Origin of the sequence: Flavobacterium notoginsengisoli (assembly GCF_042686225.1) — a bacterium.
In the GTDB taxonomy this organism is placed as follows: domain Bacteria; phylum Bacteroidota; class Bacteroidia; order Flavobacteriales; family Flavobacteriaceae; genus Flavobacterium; species Flavobacterium notoginsengisoli.
This window is the reverse complement of the sequence record NZ_JBHUOT010000003.1, coordinates 15,139-35,748: the sequence shown is the minus strand read 5'-3', so window position 1 is coordinate 35,748 and position 20,610 is coordinate 15,139. Positions and strand designations below refer to the sequence as shown.

Below are 20,610 nucleotides of genomic sequence, written 5' to 3'. Positions count from 1 at the left end.
ATTTATTTTATTGGTCTTACACATTAGTAAAATAAGTGCTCAAAATTGTACTGTGAATGCGGGAGTACTTAATGTCACCATTTGCGAAACCGATGCATTGGTTTTAACCGGAAATAATCCTTCTCCTATAATAGGCAATGTATTATGGACACAAATTTCAGGTCCGGCAGTTGTTATTGATACTCCAAATAGTCCAAGCACAACAATTACAGGATATACAGGAGGAAATACATATATATTTAGATACAGTGCAACCTGCGGCGATGGAATTTTAGCCTATCAGGATAAAGTAGTAAACGTTCAGCCTATAACAATTGCTAATGCCGGCGGTAATATTGCCAGTTGTCCAAATAGTACCGGAAACTTATCTATTACAGCAAATACTCCCCAAAACACGGGAGAAACAGGTCATTGGGAAATAGTAGGCGCCAACAATGCAGGGGTTGTAATTAACTTTCCAAATTTACCAACCTCAACAATAAGCCTTCCTGCGACGAGCTGTGGTGTAACAACTCTTCAATGGGTAATAGAAGGCGCTGAATACGCCCCTGGACAACGCTGTAGGACTACGTCTCAAATTACTGTAACAAATTATGGAGGTGTTACTCCAGTATCGGCAGGTCCAGATCAAACGCTTAGTAATTGTTACACTACTACTCAAAGTACTAACCTTAATGGTACTTATGGAGGATGCGGTCTAAACGGACAAAATGGGCAATGGGCATTTGTCAGTGGCCCAAATACACCAATTATAAGCAGTCCGGGTTCTAATAATACACCGATTTCTAATCTTGTACAAGGTACATATACTTTTAGATGGACAGTTACAGGACCTTGTGCTTCGGGAAATGATTTAGTAACTATCACTGTTCCTGCAGCAACGCAAGATGTCACAACATTACCGGGAGGCGATGAGAATATTTTCTTTTGTGACAATACTATTACTCAGGCTACCTTGGTAGCGCAAACGCCTCTTTACGCCGGCGAAACTGTACAATGGACACAGATCGCCGGAAACACAAGTGCCATTATTGTTTCACCAACCAATCCGACAACTTTGGTTACTAATATTTCAGATTCTGGTGATCCTTATACATTTAGATATACACTTACAAATAGTAATACAGGCTGTATTTTTACAAAAGATTACAATATTCAATATAATGGCCCTACAAGAACTATTGTTGCCAATAATGGTAATGATATTGTTGGAAGCTGTGATGCTACAGTATTTACGATTCCGCTTACTGTAACAGGAACAGGCGTAAATCAATACAGGATTGTCAACGGTCCTTCTACTTCTCCTCTAGCTCCTTTTCCAACGGCTTTGCAAGATGTGGGAAATTCATTAACCCTAACACTTACAGCTCCTGGAGACTATACGGTTGAATTTATACGAAGTCAGAATGGCACACCTGTTGGATGTGATAAGGGTTTTGACACCTTGAATATTCTGGTTTCCGGTGATCCAACTCCTTCCAATGCCGGATCTGATATAAGTCTGCCTTGTGGAGATACAAGCACATTGCTTTCTGGTGTTATTACAGGTGACGGCATGCATTTTTGGAGTCAGCTAAGCGGTCCTAATACGGCGGTAATTGCTGATAATTTTGCCGTAGATACACAAGTAACAGGGCTTATTCCCGGAACTTATGTTTTTCAATATATTACAAAAGGTGGCGGTGCAACCTGCGGTTTTTCGGTTTCTACTGTAACAATTCATGTTTCGGGAAGTTCATTAGCTACACCAGATGCAGGATCAAATCAGATTGTTTGTGCTAATGCTCAGGTAGTTCTTGGCGCGACACCTGTACAAAGTGGAGAAGTTGGTGCCTGGAGTCAAGTCTCGGGACCAAGTACAATTACTTTTTCAGATGTCAATAATCCAAATGCTGTAGCCACTGGTTTTACATCCAACTCATCTTTATATGAATTACAGTGGACCATCTCTTATCTTCATCCAGGTCCTTCCTGTAGTGCTGCCGTTTCTGATAATGTAAATATTGCTACCAATAATGCTACAGCAGCCTCAACTTCTGATGCAGGGCCTGATGCCTGTTATCCAGCAGGAACAACTTCATTCAATCTGAGTGGAAATACTCCAGGAATATTTGAAGTAGGACTTTGGTCTGTTACTCCAACCGCGGGAGTTGTTTTTGCCGATACTAGTGATCCAAACACTTTAGTAACCGTTCCCGGAAACGGAACTTATGTTTTCACCTGGTCTATAGAAACTATTACAAGACTGTGTGCGCCTAATACAAGTCAGGTCTCCGTTACCATCGCTAACACTCCGCCTGCTGCAAATGCGGGGCCCGATCAGGAAATCTGCGGTAGCACCGTTACAATGGCTGCCACAACAAGCAGCGGTGCAGTTGGAACCTGGACAAGAATTTCTGGTGTCGGTGGTTATACCATAAGTGATATACACGATCCTAATGCCGTTTTTACTTTTACTTACAGCGGTTATTATATTTTTAGATGGACAGTAGATGCTGAAGTCTGCGGTGAAGCTTTTGACGATGTTAACTTAACTATCGGAATCCCTCCTCATCAAGCTGTTGCTGGTCCAGATCAAAACATTTGTAACAATACTAGCGTGACAATGGCAGGCAGTACTTACGACAGCTTTTTTGAAACAGGACAATGGTCTGTTTTAACAGGAGCTCCAAATCAGCCTACTATTGTTGATGCAACCAATCCGAATACTGTAATTAACGGACTCATAGCGGGTACTTATACATTTAGATGGACAGTTACTGCTAAAAGTATTTTCTTGTGCCAAGGTACTTTTGACGATATGGTGGTTGTAGTTAGTCCAACAGCAAATGCGGGAACAGATCAAACGTATTGTGATGTAACCAGTATTCAGTTGAAAGGAAATGAAAACTCAACCGGAACATGGACTCTTACGAGTACTTCTGGAAACCCTGCAGCCGTCACCATTACACAATCACCGCCTAACAGCTATATCGCAAATGCCACTGTAGTCCCTGGAACGAGTTATGTTTTTACCTATACGACTACCTCAACAACTTTTCCTGACAGTTCTACTTGTCCTGGATCATCTGATTCTGTTAATGTTGAAATTTTCAGCGGAGCAAGTATTCCGCCAAATGCTGGTCCAGACCAAACACTTTGTATTTCTGATGTTGGAGGAACTGCTACCTTGTCAGGAAATACTCCTCCTGCTGATGTTTCTGTTTTTGAATGGCGTTTTGCCTTTCAACCGCCGGGAAGTGTAGCTGTAATCACAACTCCTAGTGCTCCCTTGACTACTGTTACGGGATTAACGGTGCCGGGGTTATATATTTTAGAATGGGTTTTTGAAAGTCCATCATGTAGAACATTGTCCGATATTGTCAGAATAGAAATGAACGCAGCACCAAGTACCGCCAATGCAGGACCAGATGATGCCGTAGCTTGTCAAACTACCTATCAGACAGATGCCGTACCACCAACTGTTGGTATCGGAACATGGACCATCACTAGTCAACCTGCGGGAGCTGTAGCCGTGATAGACAGTCCTAACAGTCCAACGACAACCCTTTCAAATGTTACTGTTTTAGGTACATACACATTAACGTGGACTGTTACAAACGGTCCATTTACAAGCCCATCATTGTGTCAGCCCTCTTCGGATACTGTTGATATCACTTTCAATGACGATCCTCCGACAGTTGCAAATGCCGGACCTGATCAGGAATTATGTGATGTTGCCTCAGTAAGTATGGCAGCTAATACTCCTAGTATTGGAACGGGAACATGGACTCAGATTTCGGGACCAAATACAGCTACAATAGCATCTCCAAACAATCCAAACTCTTTAATGTTAGGATTAATTGCTGGTACTTATGAATTTAGCTGGACCATTGCAACTACAGGATGTACTTCTGAAGACAGAGTAATCATTACGATTTATGATTTACCATCAACTGCCAATGCAGGTCCAAATCAAATAATTCCGCAGTTTTCTCCTGTAAACATGAATGCAATTGCTCCGACAGTTGGTACAGGAATTTGGACGCAAGTTTCGGGGCCAAGTCTTGTCGGGTTTACAGATGCCAGCTCTCCTACTACAGCGGTTACAGGAACTGTGTCTGGAGTTTATGTGCTACAATGGACGGTGAGTAATGGAAATTGTGCGATTTCATCAGATACCATGACATTAACCATATTGTCTGTGGCCGATCTTGAATTAACTAAATCACTAACTCCAGTTACAGGAAGTGCCGGAGATACAGTTACTTTTAACATTCAGGTATTTAACAATAATTCTTTAGGCGGAACCGTAACTGCAACTGGTGTTTCAGTACGTGATTATATTCCGTCCGGATATACCATATTACCAGGTACAGTTAATCTGGCCGGTATTTATAATTTAGGAGATAATACTGTGACCTGGAATAACCTTACGGTTCCTGTTGGCGGAAGAGTTACTCTCACTTTTCAAGCCTTAATAAAAGCCACAGGTTCTTATGTTAATAATGCCGAAATTATAGCTTCAGATCAATTTGACCCTGATAGTACACCGAATAATAATATTGCGACCGAGGACGATCAGGATGATGCTTCTATAATATTAGATGTTGCCGATTTATCTTTACAAAAAACAGTTTCACCTGCAACGGTTAGTATAAACGACAATGTTATATTTACTATTAGAGTAACTAACAGTGGCCCTAATAATGCAACAGGGATTACAGTTTCAGACCATCTTCCTCCCGGATATACTTACGTAAGTGATAATGGTGCCGGAAAATATAATAATACTACCGGTATTTGGAATGTTGGCAATTTAAACAACGGAAACTCACTTGCTTTACAGATTACTGCTAAAGTGAATGTAGTTTCAACAGGAAACAATTACATTAATGTGGCAGAAATACAAACTGCACACCAGCTTGATCCTGACAGTACTCCTGGAAACGGACTACCTGAAGACGATATGGCCAGTGCTACAGTTTCATTAAAACCAGCCGATTTAGAACTTACTAAATCTGTAACACCAACTTCTGCCGCAGCAGGACAGCAAGTCGATTTCACTTTAAATGTATTAAACAGAGGTCCTGGAAATGCAACCGGAGTTGATGTGCAGGATGTAATTCCGGTTGGATATACACTCATTCCGGGATCAGTTTCAACAGGCGGTACTTATCAAGTTGCTACCGCTACTTTAGAATGGAAAGACTTATATCTTGCTGCCAATTCTAATGTAAATCTGACTTTTAGCGCACTTGTCAATCCGTTAGGCAATTATCTTAATATCGCACAAATAACAGCCAGTGACTTACCCGATCCTGATTCTACACCAAATAACAATGTAGCTTCAGAAGACGATCAGGATAATACAGAAATTACTTTTATTGGTCCATCTGCTGATTTATCCTTAGTTAAAAATGTTGTTGCAGGCAATACAAGTCCTGTCGTTGGAAGTCAGGTTTCTTTTGAACTTGTTATTTCTAATGCTGGTCCAAATAATGCTACGGGAGTTCAGATAACCGATTTACTGCCTTCAGGTTTTCAATACGTAAATTACAGTTCATCTGCTGGTTTGTATGACAGCGCTACAGGAATTTGGAACGTAGGAACAGTTGATGTGGGCGTTTCAGAATCGCTTATTTTAGATGTTAAAGTACTTCCAACGGGAAATTATTTTAATGTCGCTCAAGTAACTGCGAGTAATCTTCCTGATCCTGACAGTACCCCAAACAATGATGACGGAGATCAAAGCGAAGACGATGAGGATAATGCCGTTGTTGTACCTGTTCTTCCATCAGCAGATTTATCATTAACTAAAACCGTAAGTAATGCAACTCCTTTAGTAGGTTCGACCGTAACTTTTACCATCATCACAACAAATAGCGGCCCGCAAGATGCAGCACAAGTTCAGGTAACCGATTTACTGCCTTCCGGCTACACTTTCAGCAGTTTTAATGCAACAAGCGGAACTTATGACAGTACAACAGGATTATGGACTTTGGATATACTCGAAAGCAGTGAATCTGAAACCTTACAGATTAATGCAATCGTAAATCCAACAGGAGATTATATTAATATTGCCGAAGTTACCAACAGCGACACTCCAGATCCAGATTCAACTCCAAATAACGGAAGTACAACGGAAGATGACTATGGAACTGCAACCACTACCCCAATTCAGCAGTCTTCTGATTTATCATTGACTAAAACTGTAAACAATTCGACACCTTTGGTTGGCTCACTTGCTACTTTTGAAATTGTCGTTACTAATAACGGCCCGCAGGACAACTTTGGTGTTCAAATTACAGATTTGCTTCCGTCAGGATATACATTTGCGGGATTTACGGCGTCAACTGGAACTTATAATGCGTCAACTGGTTTATGGACTGTAGGTAATTTAGTAAATGGAGATTCAGAAACATTGCAGCTTATAGCAACAGTAAACCCAACAGGAAATTATACCAATATTGCAGAAATAACGGCTGCCAATCTGCCTGATCCTGATTCGACTCCAAACAACGGAAGTACAACTGAAGACGATTACGCAACAGCAACCACTGTTCCTATTCCAACATCAGCAGATTTATCTCTTACTAAAACCGTAAATAATGGTACTCCACTTGTAGGTTCTCAGGTAACTTTCAGTATTCAGGTAACGAATTCTGGACCGCAAGAAGCAAATAGTGTTACTGTTACCGATTTATTACCTTCTGGTTATACATACGTTTCCTATAGTGCTACTACAGGAAATTATAATTCGGGAACCGGTCTTTGGACAGTTGGAAATATCCCTGTATCTGATTCTTATACATTACAAATAACGGCTGTAGTGAATGCCACTGGAAATTATACTAACAGCGCGGAAATTACAGCAAGCAGTCAGCCCGATCCTGATTCGACTCCAAACAACGGAATTACGACAGAAGACGATTATGCAGAAGCTGTAACAGTTCCAATTGCAACAGCTGCAGATTTATCTTTGACAAAAACGGTAAATAATACTATGCCTCTTGTAGGTTCACAGGTAACCTTCAGTATTCAGGTAACTAATTCCGGACCACAGACGGCAGACGGCGTTACAGTTACAGATTTACTGCCAACAGGATATACTTATGTTTCCTACAATACAACAGCAGGAAGCTACGATTCGACAACAGGTCTTTGGAGCGTTGGAAGTATAACGCAAAATACTTCTTACACTTTACAAATAAATGCCCTAGTCAATGCTTTAGGAAATTATATCAATAACGCAGAAGTTACCGCAAGTAATCAACCCGATCCCGATTCAACTCCAAGCAATGGAATTACATCTGAAGATGATTACGGAACCGCAACGGTTATTCCGATAACTCTGTCTTCCGATTTATCATTAACTAAAGCCGTAAACAATACTACTGCGTTAGTAGGTTCACCGGTTACTTTTACAGTTGTTGTTACCAATAATGGTCCACAGGACAATACAGGAGTTCAGGTAACCGATTTATTGCCTTCCGGATATACTTTTAGTGGATTCACTGTTTCTACAGGAACTTATAATTCGACTACAGGAATATGGAATGTTGGCAATTTGATTAATGGCGAATCAGAAACACTTCAAATTACAGCCATTATAAATCCTACCGGAGATTATCTAAATATAGCCGAAGTAAGCGCATCAAATCTTTCGGATCCAAACTCTACACCAGGAAACGGTGTTATTACAGAAAATGATTATGCAACAGCTACCATAATACCAACCGCACAAACTGCAGATTTATCTTTAACTAAAACGGTAAACAACGCCAATCCATTAGTAGGTTCACTAGTTACTTTTGAAGTGGTTGTAACAAACAATGGCCCGCAGGATACTTCGGGAGTAACCGTTACAGATTTACTTCCTTCTGGTTATATTTATTCTAATTTTACGATTTCTACAGGAACTTATAATCCAGCAACAGGATTATGGACGGTAGGCAATTTAGTAAATGGAAAATCCGAAACTTTGCAAATTCTGGCTTTGGTAAATCCAACAGGAAATTATGTAAACGTTGCCGAAGTAACAGCCAGCACACTTCCTGATCCGGATTCTACTCCAAATAATGGAATTACCACAGAAGATGATTATGGGACAGCAACAATCACCCCAAATGCACAAGCTGCTGATTTAACTTTAACCAAAACAGTAAATAACACTACTCCATTGGTAGGCTCACCGGTTATTTTTGAAATCATTGCAACCAATAACGGCCCTCAAAATACTATTGGAGTCGAAGTGACCGATTTACTGCCTTCCGGTTATACTTTTGTGAATTACAGCACTACAAAAGGAACTTATAATGCAGTAACAGGAAAATGGATAATTGGTTCCTTTACCAATGGAGATTCACAAGTATTAAGAATAACTGCCATTGTAAATCCGACAGGAAATTATGAAAATATTGCTGAAGTAACCGCAAGTAGTCTGCCCGATCCAAATTCAACTCCAGGAAATGGGGTTCCAACAGAAAATGATTATGCAACCGTTACAACTGCTCCTTTAGGACAATCTGCAGATTTATCATTAATTAAAACAGTAAGTAATACCACTCCGTTAATTGGATCTGCTGTAACTTTTGAAATAATTATCACAAACAAAGGTCCGCAAAATGCCACTGGGGTTGAAGTTACTGATTTACTGCCTTCAGGTTATACATTTAGCAATTTTACAGCTACAAAAGGAACTTATATTAGTACAACCGGTAAATGGAATATTGGTTCTTTAGCAAACGGCGATTCGCAAACGCTTCAATTAACAGCAATTGTAAAGGCTGCAGGCAATTACATCAATACAGCCGAAGTAACCGCGAGTAGTCTTCCAGATCCAAATTCAACTCCAAATAACGGAGTTACTACCGAAGATGATTATGCAAGAGCCATCACAACACCAGTTGTCCCTATGGCCGATTTATCACTTACGAAAGCAGTTATAGGAGGTAATTTAAGTCCAATATTTGGCGCAACTATTACTTTTGAAATAACAGTAAATAACAGTGGACCACAAACTGCAACAGGAGTAAAAGTGATAGACTTATTACCAAGTGGCTACGATTATATTGTATACAGTTCAACAGCCGGACAATATTTTAACACCACCGGAATCTGGGATATCGGATCAATTCCAAGTGGTGGTTCTGAGTCATTACTAATCTCTGCAAAAGTTAATACTACCGGTGTTTATCAAAATATAGCTGAAGTATATGCTTCTAATGAATTAGATCCGGACTCGACGCCAAATAATAATGTCAGCGGTGAAGACGATATGAGTTCTATCTTACTAAATCCGGTTCCTGCAGTAGCTGATCTTTCGATTGAGAAAAGGGTAATTAATAATATTCTGACACCAAATGTAGGATCACAAATTACATTCTCAATTACCGTAACCAACTCAGGTCCTAGCATCGCCACGGGAGTAACAGTAAGAGATATACTTCCATCAGGCTATGATTATATATTTTACAATTCGACTTCCGGAGCTTATGACCGCTCCACTGGCGAATGGAATCCGGGAATTATTCTGCCGGGAAACAGTCATACTTTATTATTAAATGTGAATGTAAAAAGTCCAACTGGTGCTTCAAATGAATATCTGAACATTGCCGAAATTATGACATCTGATGAATTTGACCCTGATAGTACACCCGGCAACGGCATCACTACGGAAGATGATTACGACAGCATCTCTGTAACACCTGTTATTGTAATGGCCGATTTATCTATTAAAAAAACAGCACTCAATGAAACAGCTATTCATGATGTTGGCTCAACCGTTATTTTTACTGTTACGGTTACCAACGATGGTCCTGCTGATGCGAGTGGCGTAATGGTTAAAGACTTACTGCCACCGGGATTTACCTATTTAACGAGCAGTCCTACAAGTGGCTTATACAATTACGTTACCGGAGTTTGGAACACCGGCGATGTTGCTGCCGGAACAGACCAATCGTTAGATATTTATACACGAGTTAATCCTCCATCAGGAGTGGCAAGTGAATACACCAATACAACTGAGGTTATCGCCAGCAATCTTCCTGATCCTGATTCGACTCCAAACAACGGAATTACCACAGAAGATGATTATGACAGCTTACAAATCAAAGTCGCTATTGCCGATTTGAGCTTAGAAAAAACGGTCAACAATAAAAATGCAAATGTAAATGAAGTCGTAACATTCACCTTACAACTGAATAACGAAGGACCGAGTATTGCTACCGGAGTTGCTGTTGAAGATATCATACCACTTGGTTATAAAAACATTTCCAATATTAATAATGGCGGCATTTTTAGTAATAACAGAATAAAGTGGGTCAATCTAACGGTTCCTGTAGGTGGTATCACTTTAACCTATCAGGTAACAGTATCAAATCCGCTTGGACTTGAAAGCGAGGATTATGTTAATATTGCACAGGTAACAGCCAGTGATCATTTTGATCCGGATAGTAAACCAAACAATGATAACGGAGATCAAAGTGAAGATGACGAAGATTCTGAATTCATCAATATTCCTTCTACCGATATAGCTATAAACAAAGCAGTAGACCAAACGGATGTCCCTATGGACAGTCAGGTAACTTTTACCATCACAGCAGAAAACTTTGGAAATATTACGGCAACGAATGTAGAAGTTCAGGATCTGCTTCCAAAAGGATATTCCTTTGTCAGTTCAACGCTCTCTTCTGGAACTTATGATGCTAAAACCGGTTTGTGGAATATTCCATCAATCAATAGTGGTACTTTACAAACGCTGACGATTGTCGTAAAAGTGGTTGACTTTAATGATTATTTAAATACAGCTCATTTAATAAAACTGGATCAGATTGACACCAATTCATCAAACAATCAGGACAGTGCAACCGTTTCTCCAAATTGTTTGAAAATTTACAATGAGTTTTCTCCAAATGACGATGGTACGAACGACTTCTTCTACATTGACTGTATAGACAGATATCCAAACAATCAACTGGAGATCTTTAACCGCTGGGGGAATCTGGTATATTATAAAAAAGGCTATAACAATACTTGGGACGGAAAAGCTGACGGTTCTGCCAAAACGCTTCCCGAAGGCACCTATTTCTATATTCTCGATTTAGGAGATGGATCTAAAAAAACCTCCGGATGGATTTATCTGAAATAAAATCATTCAGAAAAACAAAATTAAAATCAGGATTAACCAAAAATAATTGGCTATGATTAAAAATATAAAAAAGGTTTTCGCGATAATAACTCTATTCTCGGTATATGGAGCCTTTGCACAGCAAGACCCGCAATATACACAGTACATGTATAATACACTCACGGTGAATTCTGCCTATGCAGGTTCACTGGGACATTTAGCTATAACAGGAATTTACAGAACACAGTGGGTTGGAATTGAAGGTGCGCCGGATACACAAAGTTTTTCATTAGATACACCTCTCGGAAAAAATGTAGGCCTTGGGATTTCAATCGTAAATGAAGAAATCGGACCAACTGAAGAGCAATACTTAGATGCTAATTTTTCTTATACCATTAAATCGGGCGAAACACATAAGCTTTCATTCGGATTAAAAGGCGGTGGACGCGTTATAAATATCGATTGGTCTAAAGGAAGCCATAAAGATCCCGATGTGCAATTTCGTGAAAACATAACTAATAAATTTCTCCCTGTTGTGGGTGCCGGATTATATTGGCATGGAGAGAGAGATTACATTGGACTTTCGATTCCCAATTTTATGACCCGAGAGCGTTATACGTACGATGATATTGCCGATGATCTTGTTAATGAAAGAATCCATCTGTATTTGATTGGAGGAATTGTTTTTGATCTTTCGGCACATACCAAATTCAAACCTGCTGTTTTAGTAAAATATGTTGCAGGTGCTCCTATCATTGCCGATTTCTCAGCCAATTTCATGTTCAACAATGCCGTAACACTCGGAGCTTCTTACCGAACATCAGATTCTGTAAGCGGACTTGTCGGAATACAAATCACACCGATGATTATGGCTGGTTATGCTTATGATTATACTACAACCGCATTACAGAATTACAATAGCGGTACGCACGAAATTATGCTTCGTTTTGAACTGGTTTCACGCAAAAAAGGATTAAAATCACCAAGATTCTTTTAATACGGATAGTCTATGAAAAGAACAATTACTATACTCGCATTATTGGTTGCGCAGCTAATTTATTCACAAACCAAAAACAAAACTGCCGATGCTCTTTTTGATAAGATGTATTATGTTGAGGCTGCCAAATCGTATGAACTTTCTATAAACAACGGAGATGCTTCAAAAGAAATACTTCAAAAACTTGGAGATGCTTATTATTTCAATACCAGAATGTCAAGTGCTTCAAAATGGTATGGAAAACTAATTTCAGAATACCCAAATGAGGTTTCTGCTGAATATCTATTTCGTTATGCGCAATCCTTACAGGGAATTCAAAACTATGAACTGGCAAAAAAATGGATGAAGGCTTTCGCTGAGAAACAAAAATCAACCGATGCAAGAGCGAAGAATTTTTCTCTTAAAAATATCACATTAGAAGATATTGAAAACATCAAACCTTCGTTTATACTCGAAAATTTGGATATTAATTCAGCCTATTCTGATTTTGGTCCAATGTATTACAAAGGTGATTTGGTTTATTCTACAACTATTGATTCTTCTTATTTAAAAACAGATAAATACGGCTGGAACGATCAGCCTTATCTCAACATGCAATTAGGAAAAATAAGCGAAACACAGTCTAATGTTACTTTTAAAGAGCGTTTCGGAAAAGATATTACCACAAAATATCATGAAGCCTGCATTGCCTTTTCTCCCGATGAAAAAACGATTTATTTTACCCGAAATAACTATAACGGCAAACTAAAACGCGACAGCAAAGGCATCAATAATCTTAAAATATATTCGGCTACGGCTATCGAAAACCAAGGCGGAACCACACAATGGACAGACATTAAAGAACTGCCTTTTAACAGTGATGATTATTCGGCTGGACATCCATCAGTTAGTAAAGACGGGAAAAAGCTTTATTTTGTTTCTGATATGCCGGGAACAATAGGTTCTACGGATATTTTTGTGGTTGATATTTTAGGTAATAACCAATTTTCTGAACCTAAAAATTTGGGCGAAAAAATAAATACACCCGGTCGCGAAATGTTTCCATACATTACTGATCAGGCGCTTTATTTTTCTTCTGACGGATTCTTAGGCTTAGGAGGTCTGGACGTATTCGAAAGTCGATTAAATGATGGTGTTTTTGATAATCCTGCCAATCTCGGAGCACCTTTAAACAGTAATCGAGATGATTTTGGTTATATCGTTAATGAAACCACTAATAAAGGTTTTGTATGTTCTAACAGAAAAACAGGAAAGGGCGATGATGATATTTACTCCTTTGAACGTTCCTGCAATCAAATCATAAACGGTTATGTTTTTGATGCTATTTCAAACAATCGAATCGCTGGCGCAATGGTAACTCTAAAAAATTCAAATGGTATAAAAGTCGCTGAAACCGTTTCCCAGTTGGACGGGAAATTTGATTTTAATAACAATGTAAATTGCAACACTCCTTATACAATCGAAGTTTCAAAAGAAAACTATAACAAGAATACAAAAGCCATCATCACCGCAAACAGTTCCGGAAAAACTGAAGCCTTAATTGGCTTAGATCCCGCTTTAATAGCAAGAGAAAATGGTGTTTTAAAAATAAAAATCGGTATTATTTTCTTTGATTTAGACAAATCAGATATTCGCTACGATGCTGCAATAGAATTAAATAAAGTCGTTCTCTTAATGCATCAGTACAACAATGTTGTAATAAAAATAGAGTCTCACACCGATTCTCGTGCCAACGATCAATACAATCTCGAACTTTCCGACAGAAGAGCAAAAGCCACAAGAGATTATCTAATTTCGCAGGGAGTTAAACCTGAAAGAATTGAAAGTGCTATTGGTTATGGAGAGACCCAACTAATTAATAACTGCTCCAACGGTGTTCCTTGTACCGATGTGCAGCATCAAATGAACCGAAGAAGCGAATTCATCATCACCAAAATGTAATGTTAAGATTTTAGATTATTTGATATTGTTTTTTTGATATTGCTATTGTCATTGCAATTGATATTTAACCTTTTCTGTTTTTTAGCCAATTATCAATAGGTTCAATAACCGTATTAATTCCAATTACCAAAAATGTACAAATCAAAGCTTCCAAAAAATAACCCGAAGCCGCAATACTTCCAATTGCAGCACTACACCATATTGTAGCCGCCGAATTTAATCCGTGCACATTGTCACCTTCGCGAAAGATAACACCGGCACCCAAAAAACCAACTCCCATAACCACTTGTGCGGTGATTCGGGTAACGTCGATATTGCTTCGGTTTCCGCCACTTTAATTGAAAGAAGTACAAAAGCAGCAGCTCCTATTGCTACAAGCGTATTGGTTTTCAATCCCGTTTCTTTATGATGCCATTGCCTTTCAAAACCAATTATTAATCCTGCAATGGCCGCTACAACAAGTCGTGTTAAGAATTCTATTGTGCTCAAAACCCTTATGTTTAAAATTATTTTGTGATTATTGTAATTTAACACACAGCCACTCTCCTTTTACAATCAGCTTATCATCTGAAAAAGCCTCTCCCGACTGTTTGATAATTTTTTCGCTTATGCGAATATTTTTCACTACAAATTTTACTAGTTTCTCAAATTCGACACCAGCAAAAAACTCAATATTATCTAAACTCACCAAACCAAAAACACCATCAGCAAGACCTAGCAATTTTACGCCTGCACCGCCGCATTGCGCCATAGCTTCAATTAAAATAGTTCCCGGAACATAATTAAAATCCGGAAAACTGCCCTGTAGCCATGCATCTTTTTGGGTAAAAGTGTTTAAACCAATAATAGTTTCTGCTGTATAAGAGATAATTTCATCAACAAATAAAAATGGGGCTCTGTGTGGAATTAAATCTTCAATTTTCTGAGTCATGATTTGTAATTTGCAACAATTTACGAATCTGTACTGAAATAGACAATTTTTTAGATTATATCTCTGTTAAATACTATAAAAACCGATAAAGTGATTCCAAAAAAAAGAGATGTCCAAAGCATCTCTTTTCTCGTTACTAACTCTAAAATCATCGCATTTTTTATTCCTTCAGCAGAACAAAACTTTTAGTATTTGCTTCGATTTTATTGCCTTCAAAATCAATATCGACAATTCCTGCCTTTCTTGGTGAAACCCCGTTATTGCTATAATGTGTATGCAAAACATATTTCATTTTTCCATCTTTTGTATAAAAAACATCACCATGACCAACTCCGTTAATTCCGACATCTTTTTTGCTTATGATTGGACTATCCGCAGATTTTTCCCAAGGGCCATATGGACTTTTTGCTGTCGCATAACCAACTGCATAATCCGGATTTCTAAAATCATTTGCAGAATAAATCATATAATAAACATCATTATGCTTTAAAACAGTCGGTCCTTCTGTAACCGGCCATGAAACATTTTCTGTATTTTCCCATGGAAGAACTCCTGAAATACATTCTTTCAGTGTTTCTTCTTTAATTCCTGAGAGATCATCTTTCAATTCTGCAACAAAGATTCGGTTACCATTAGTCAAACGCACGTGATAAAGGTATTTTTTGCCATCCTCATCAACAAAAACAAATGGATCGATCTGATTCCTCAAATTAAACATTGGAGCTTTTAAATCGCTTTTAAATGGCCCAATCGGACTTTCACTGCTTGCGAGGGCAATATTTTCATCTGCAGTATAAATCATGTAGAATTTATTATTGTATTTAAAAACCTGTGGCGCCCAAAAACCTTTCGTTCCAAAAGCGTCTCCCTTTTTAAGTGCCAGACCATTTTGTGCTCCAACAGGACCTTTCCATTTTTTAAGATCGTTTGAACTATAAACCATAAAACCTTCTCCGTTTAATGGTGTTTCTCCGGTTGTTGTTCCGTACAAATAATAAACTCCATTTTCGTAAAAAATTGTTGGATCTGCCAACAAGATTGGTTTGTCTTTTGAAGTCGTTTTTTTTGCCGTTTCTTTCTCCTGAGAACAGCAGACAAAGACAAAAAACAGCGCAAACAAGCTAAAATATTTTTTCATAATCATTATTAAACTTTTTATTTAATTAATTTTATTTAAAAACTAAAAATCAAATAGTTAAACCTTTACTATAGAAAACCTCTATGACAAGAAATCCATAAAAGAACAATCATTTTGCATCAAAAAAGACATTTCTATTTTCAAAAAAAGTCTCTCTATAAACATTATCTAACTCCTAACTTTTAACCCCTAACTTATAACTTTATACCCTACTTTTCAGCAGAAAATTTATACAAAGAAACCGTGTGGTACTTCTCTCCCGCTTTTAATGTGATTTGAGGGAATTTTGGCTGATTTGGAGCGTCTGGAAAATGCTGTGTTTCAAGAGCAAAGGCAGTTCTAAAATCATCTTTAGCCCCCGATTTAAAGACGTTTTTACTCTGCATGAAATTTCCGCTATAAAACTGTATTCCAGGCTCTTCTGTACAAACATCTAAAGTAACACCTGAAATATCTCCTTTAATAGTTGCAGCATGAACAAATCCGTCCTTTTTATTCGAATTAAGGACATAATTATGATCATAACCTTTTCCAAATTTCAATTGTTCGTCCTTAGTTTCGATTCTTTCGCCAATTTTATGTTTTGACGTAAAATCGAAAGGTGTATTTTGTACTGATTTTAATTCACCACTCGGAATTAAACCTTCATCAACAGGTGTGAATTTGTCTCCGTAAATCTGTAATTCGTGATTCAAAATTGTACCGCTTCCTTCTCCGTTTAAGTTAAAAAAGGCGTGATTGGTTAAATTCACAATCGTCGTTTTATCTGTAGTGGCTTCATATTCCATTTTTACAGCATTGTCATCAGTAAGCGTATAAGTTACTTTTACGTTTAAATTTCCGGGAAAACCTTGCTCACCATCTGGAGAAACATAGGTAAAAACCAAAGTATTTTCATTAGTCTTTTCAGCATTCCAAACTACATCCTGAAATCCCTTTACACCGCCATGTAATGCGTTTTTTCCATTATTTAACGGAATCTGATATTGCTTTCCTTCCAGTGTGAATTTGCCTAATGCAACTCTGTTGCCTACTCTCCCAATTGTTGCACCAAAGTAAGGTTCAGTTGAAGTTTTAAAGCCTTTTACGCTGTTCATTCCCACTACTACATCAGTAGGTTTTCCGTTTTTATCGTTTACCCACAAGCCTACTAAACGTCCGCCGTAATTGGTAAAAGCGGCTTTTATTCCTTTATTTTCAATCCAGTACAAACCCACTTTTTTGCCGTCGATAATCGTATCGAAATTTTTGGTTTCTAAAACTGTTTTTGCTGAATCTGTAGTAATTTCAGAAGTTTCCTTTGAAGTTGTATTTCCTTTCTTAGCGTCTTTACAATTGAATTGCAAAAGTGCCAGCAACAAAACTGCTGCAATTTGAATATTTTTCATTTTTATCTTTTTGAAATGATTTAATTTGAAGGAATAGCCAATGGCGTTCCCTCACTAACTGGCTCGCCTAAAACTGGATATCCGTTGGCATCCCATTCAATTTTCTGCATTCTTGGTGATCTTTTGTTGCCGCAGCCTTCTCCAGGATTTGAATTGGCATGGTATAAAATCCAATCTTCTTTTCCATCTGGAGATTTAAAGAATGAATTATGTCCCGGCGCGTAAACTTTATTTTTCTCTGATTGTTTAAAAATAGGCTCAGGAGATTTTTTCCAGGCATTCGCATCTAGCAGATTATCTCCGCCGTTAAAGGTTAATAATCCTAAAGCATAAAAATCGGTCCAGCACCCGCTTGCAGAAAACACAATGAAAATCTTACCATTTCTTTCTAAAAACTGCGGTCCTTCGTTCACATTTACCTGAGGCGGATTTACATCATCATGCAAAGCACCGTGCGTTTCCCAATCGTTTGTTGGAGCAGAAATCATAATGCGGTCGCCATCAATTTCCAGCGGATTTTTCATTTTAGCGATGTAAATATTCTGTTGTCCGTTTTTGTCTCCTTCCCAGCCTGCCCATATCATGTAAAGCTGTTTTTTATATTCGAAAACATTTCCGTCAATTGCCCATTTATCGGTTTTGGCAGCAATTTTTCCTTTAAACTCAAAATTCCCTTTAAAAGGATCTGATGATTTATTTTCCAAAACATACATTCTGTGATTGTTGTTATCGCCATTATCTGCAGCAAAATAGCAATACCATTTTCCGTTTATAATATGAAATTCAGGAGCCCAGATTTCAGCCGAATAATTCGTGTTTTTTGGTGGTGTCCAAATCACTTTGCTTTCGGCATTTTTGATATCCGAAAGGTCTTTTGTTTTCCATAAAACCAGTTTATTTCCGAGCGTATTGGTGTAATAGTAATATCCTTTGTAATACGTGCTGTAAGGATCTGCTCCCGACGGCAATATTGGATTTGTGAATGTTTTCTGTTGTGCGAAACTTATTGTTGTGAACAGGAAAAGGATTAGATATTTTTTCATTTTTAGTTTTTTGTTAGTCTTTGAATTTTCTCCCGCAGATTTCGCAGATTTTGCAGATCTTTTTTATCAGCGTAATCTGCAAAATCTGCGAGAGAAATAAATTTAACTCTAATTCAAAGCATTGATAACCTCCGTATTAATTTTGTTCACAGCTTTAAAATCCATTTTGTCTACTTTTCGATCGTAGGTCATGAAACCGTTTACTTCACCTTCCACATCTGTTGTCTGAGTATAAACTGCAGCAGAGAATCCCGTTTTAACGTATTTTCGAAGGATTTCCGCGTACTTTTTGTATTCGGCGGTAACTTCTATCTCATTTTTAAATTTGATGTAACCCCAGTTGTCATTTGCTCTCCAAAGATGTCCTTCAAGCGGTAAACCGATTCCTCCATACTCTCCTAACACCGTAACTCTTCTGGCATCATACAAATACATATCTGGTCCCGGATAATTGTGTAAATCCAAAATATCTCCTGTTTGGAAATGGTTTCCACCGCTGGCAGAATTTATCAAACGGGTTGAATCGTGATTTTTCGTCCATTCGGTAATTTCAACGGTTTTAAATTGTCCCCAGGCTTCGTTAAACGGAACCCAAACCACAATACTTGGATACGAATACAAATGATCCATAATCTCTCTCCACTCTTTTCTATAGATTTCTTCTGATTTTGCCGAACGCTGTAATTCTGTGCCTTCAAAATACTTTCTGTTTTGCCAAACCGGCTGATCGTCTCCGCTCGGCATATCCTGCCAAACTAGAATCCCTAACTGATCGCAATGTGTGTACCAGCGTTCCGGCTCCACTTTTACGTGTTTACGAATCATATTGAAACCTAATTCTTTGGTTTTAATAATATCATATTTCAAAGCTTCATCAGTTGGCGCTGTATATAATCCATCAGGCCACCAGCCTTGGTCTAACGGCCCAAACTGGAAATAATCTTTGTTATTTAACTGCATTCTCATGATACCATTTTCATCTCTCTTGGAAGAAATTTTACGCATCGCAAAATAACTTTTCACCTCATCAACGACTTTGTTTTTGCTGATTAAACTAATTTTGGTCTGATACAAAAACGGACTTTCAGGCGACCATAATTTTGGTGCGTTCAAAACAATATCATTGCTTTCGCCCACAACCGCTTTTTCTTTAGCGATTTCTTTTCCATTATCAAAAACAGAAATTTCTACTAAATCTCCTTTTTCCGCTCCGTTAACCTCAGTTTTAATACTGATAGCATTTTGATCGATATTTGGTGTTGTTTTTAATGTTGTAATATTTTTAGCATTTACAGGCTCAATCCAAACGGTCTGCCAGATTCCGGTAACTGGCGTATACCAAATTCCTTCTGGATTTTTAACTTGTTTTCCTCTTGGCTGAGGCCCGTCATTTGAAGGATCCCAAACTTTTACAACCAGTTTTTGATTTTTTCCTTTTTTGATGAATGGCGTAATATCAAATGAAAACGGTGTATAACCTCCCGTATGCGAACCGACTTTTACATCATTAATAAAAACTTCTGTTTTCCAATCTACAGCACCGAAATGTAAAAGAATATTTTTTCCATTCCAGCCCGATTCAATCGAAAATTGAGTTTCGTACCAAAGTTCATTTTTAGCACCAACTTCTTTCATCACGCCAGACAAGCTTGATTCGGCCGCAAACGGAACCAGAATCTGCCCATCATATTTTGAAGGTGCTGCTTTTCCAAATTCCTGAATACTGTAATTCCATAAACCATTCAGGTTTTTCCATTGGCTACGCTCCATAATTGGACGAGGATATTCAGGTAACGTTTTATTCGGGTCAACCTGTTCTGCCCATTTGGTTTTGATTTTATCGCCTTGAGGTTTCCATTGCGCATTTACTGCACACATGGATAACAACGCTAAAAAAAGGATACTTTTTCTTTTCATGCTGTATATATTTTTGGCTTTTTTTAATTAAATAATGCCATGATTTTCTTCTAAATGAAAATGAATTACCGGGCTCATCTCCACATAAGCCCGATAATTACTGAACTAAACTAACTTAACTAACCATATTTTTAATTGGTAAAAT

10 protein-coding genes are annotated in these 20,610 nt (G+C 38.1%); 3 read left to right on the top strand and 7 right to left on the bottom strand.

The genetic code is table 11. The features are described from left to right. The first annotated feature begins 52 nt into the window (after positions 1-52). Genes ACFS3A_RS08160 through ACFS3A_RS08150 form a run of 3 tightly spaced genes read left to right on the top strand, consistent with a single transcriptional unit; the run spans position 53 to position 14,048 of the window. Entirely contained in the window at positions 53-11,131 is an 11,079-nt protein-coding gene (locus ACFS3A_RS08160) for a PKD domain-containing protein (RefSeq protein WP_379824876.1), read from the top strand. 52 nt (positions 11,132-11,183) lie between these two features. After that, a complete protein-coding gene (locus ACFS3A_RS08155) occupies positions 11,184-12,107 on the top strand; it encodes a PorP/SprF family type IX secretion system membrane protein (protein WP_379824874.1) in 924 nt (307 codons plus the stop codon). A gap of 12 nt (positions 12,108-12,119) precedes the next feature. Continuing rightward, on the top strand, positions 12,120-14,048 hold the full coding sequence (locus ACFS3A_RS08150; RefSeq protein ID WP_379824873.1) for an OmpA family protein: 1,929 nt from the start codon (positions 12,120-12,122) through the stop codon (positions 14,046-14,048). Between the two features lie 64 nt (positions 14,049-14,112). Here the strand turns inward: ACFS3A_RS08150 and ACFS3A_RS08145 are convergent, their stop codons facing one another. The 7 genes from ACFS3A_RS08145 to ACFS3A_RS08115 form a co-directional block, all read right to left on the bottom strand. Beyond that, positions 14,113-14,328, bottom strand: coding sequence for an MgtC/SapB family protein (locus ACFS3A_RS08145; protein ID WP_379824872.1), 216 nt, complete (start codon positions 14,326-14,328; stop codon positions 14,113-14,115). Next, positions 14,265-14,582, bottom strand: coding sequence for an MgtC/SapB family protein (locus ACFS3A_RS08140; protein WP_379824871.1), 318 nt, complete (start codon positions 14,580-14,582; stop codon positions 14,265-14,267). The genes ACFS3A_RS08145 and ACFS3A_RS08140 overlap by 64 nt, the downstream gene beginning before the upstream one ends. Beyond that, entirely contained in the window at positions 14,566-14,979 is a 414-nt protein-coding gene (locus tag ACFS3A_RS08135; protein ID WP_379824870.1) for a 3-hydroxyacyl-ACP dehydratase FabZ family protein, read from the bottom strand. Before ACFS3A_RS08135 ends, ACFS3A_RS08140 begins: the two co-directional genes overlap by 17 nt. A 160-nt stretch (positions 14,980-15,139) precedes the next feature. Further along, positions 15,140-16,123 (bottom strand): glycoside hydrolase family 43 protein, encoded by a 984-nt coding sequence (locus ACFS3A_RS08130; RefSeq protein ID WP_379824867.1) that lies wholly within the window; start codon positions 16,121-16,123, stop codon positions 15,140-15,142. Between the two features lie 203 nt (positions 16,124-16,326). Further along, positions 16,327-17,505: an aldose epimerase family protein gene (locus ACFS3A_RS08125; RefSeq protein WP_379824866.1), complete on the bottom strand. Its 1,179-nt coding sequence runs from the start codon at positions 17,503-17,505 to the stop codon at positions 16,327-16,329. A gap of 20 nt (positions 17,506-17,525) precedes the next feature. Next, positions 17,526-18,548, bottom strand: a complete 1,023-nt coding sequence (locus tag ACFS3A_RS08120; RefSeq protein WP_379824864.1) for a glycoside hydrolase family 43 protein — start codon at positions 18,546-18,548, stop codon at positions 17,526-17,528. 108 nt (positions 18,549-18,656) lie between these two features. Next, on the bottom strand, positions 18,657-20,465 hold the full coding sequence (locus ACFS3A_RS08115) for a glycoside hydrolase family 2 protein (RefSeq protein ID WP_379824862.1): 1,809 nt from the start codon (positions 20,463-20,465) through the stop codon (positions 18,657-18,659). Between the last annotated feature and the right edge of the window lie 145 nt (positions 20,466-20,610).

Bases quoted from the DNA above. Each gene is read 5' to 3' on its own strand.
- ACFS3A_RS08150 (WP_379824873.1), top strand. From the start codon at position 12,120: ATGAAAAGAACAATTACTATACTCGCATTATTGGTTGCGCAGCTAATT.
- ACFS3A_RS08155 (WP_379824874.1), top strand. From the start codon at position 11,184: ATGATTAAAAATATAAAAAAGGTTTTCGCGATAATAACTCTATTCTCG.
- ACFS3A_RS08120 (WP_379824864.1), bottom strand. From the start codon at position 18,548: ATGAAAAAATATCTAATCCTTTTCCTGTTCACAACAATAAGTTTCGCA.
- ACFS3A_RS08135 (WP_379824870.1), bottom strand. From the start codon at position 14,979: ATGACTCAGAAAATTGAAGATTTAATTCCACACAGAGCCCCATTTTTA.
- ACFS3A_RS08115 (WP_379824862.1), bottom strand. From the start codon at position 20,465: ATGAAAAGAAAAAGTATCCTTTTTTTAGCGTTGTTATCCATGTGTGCA.
- ACFS3A_RS08125 (WP_379824866.1), bottom strand. From the start codon at position 17,505: ATGAAAAATATTCAAATTGCAGCAGTTTTGTTGCTGGCACTTTTGCAA.
- ACFS3A_RS08130 (WP_379824867.1), bottom strand. From the start codon at position 16,123: ATGATTATGAAAAAATATTTTAGCTTGTTTGCGCTGTTTTTTGTCTTT.
- ACFS3A_RS08145 (WP_379824872.1), bottom strand. From the start codon at position 14,328: ATGGGAGTTGGTTTTTTGGGTGCCGGTGTTATCTTTCGCGAAGGTGAC.